Origin of the sequence: Actinomadura keratinilytica (assembly GCF_039539665.1) — a bacterium.
Taxonomy (GTDB): domain Bacteria; phylum Actinomycetota; class Actinomycetes; order Streptosporangiales; family Streptosporangiaceae; genus Spirillospora; species Spirillospora keratinilytica.
In genome coordinates this window covers 1-975 of the sequence record NZ_BAABDO010000277.1, presented here as the reverse complement: position 1 = coordinate 975, position 975 = coordinate 1, and the positions used below count along the sequence as shown (strand labels likewise).

The window sequence follows — 975 nt, the reverse complement described above, 5'->3', positions numbered from 1 at the left end:
GCAGGCGATCCTCACCCTCCACCACCAGGCCCAATGAGGATGGAAACAGTTCAGTCACGTCGGACTCCTCGGGGTTGCCCGCTCTCACTCCGAGTGAGCATGTGCTGCCCGCCGATGACCGTGCTGGCGTTGGCGATTCCGTGATCGGCTTTGGCGACGATGCCTCCCAGGACCGGGGTGCCCTGATCCGGTCGGTCGGTACCGGCAACCGGTGCGGCCTGCTCGGGCAGAAGGATGTATCCGACGCCCCGGTACTCCTTCTCGCACACGCTGACCTGCTGGAACCGGTCTGGCTGCAGCCCCCGGTAGCCGGGTTCGACGATGTCGCGGAACAGCACGTCGGAGACGATGAGTGCCAGGTCCGCGTTCGCGCGGGACGCGAGGGCCTTTCGGAGTTCGGCCGAATCCCGGAGCCTGCACGCCTCCACCGGAGCGCGAGCCGCGTACCCGTTGGCCCCCTCCAGAAGCACGCCGCAGTGCATCGCCATCCTGACCCGGAGCCGGCACTCGTGCCGCCGCGACCGGTTCTGCCTCCGCAGGCTGATAGCCAACTCGCGGGTGAAGTCGGCCACGACGACGGCTTCGTCCACATCTGCAGGCAGCACGGCCAGCTCGGAGTCGCCGCCTTCCTGACGGCACCAGGCATCGCGGTCGAGGCCGACTTGGTCCGCGGCGGTATCGAGAGCTTCGACGAGGCTTTTTTGGATGTCGACCTGCTCCAGCGGGTCGCGTCCGCTGTAGCGATGGACGTCCACGGCCAGGATCAGACGACGCTTTGGGGGTTACCGGGTGCGCCACGGCTGCTCCTCTCTCGCTGGGCTTCCCGATCGAGGGTGCAGCAGGTGCGCGGCGCGTACTCCCTACAAGTAGGGAGTGCGACGCGGCAGCCGTGCGGTACGAAGGAGGGCTGCGGTGTCCAGCACTGAGCCTTTTCCATCCTGATCACGCTGGTCACGGGGTTGTCGCGGTCTCGGT

The 975-nt window shown here is 67.3% G+C and carries 1 protein-coding gene; it reads right to left on the bottom strand.

Annotated elements, in window-relative coordinates; translation table 11 throughout:
• Positions 1–50: 50 nt before the first annotated feature.
• Positions 51–755, bottom strand: coding sequence for a hypothetical protein (locus tag ABD879_RS32690; RefSeq protein WP_345025667.1), 705 nt, complete (start codon positions 753–755; stop codon positions 51–53).
• Between the last annotated feature and the right edge of the window lie 220 nt (positions 756–975).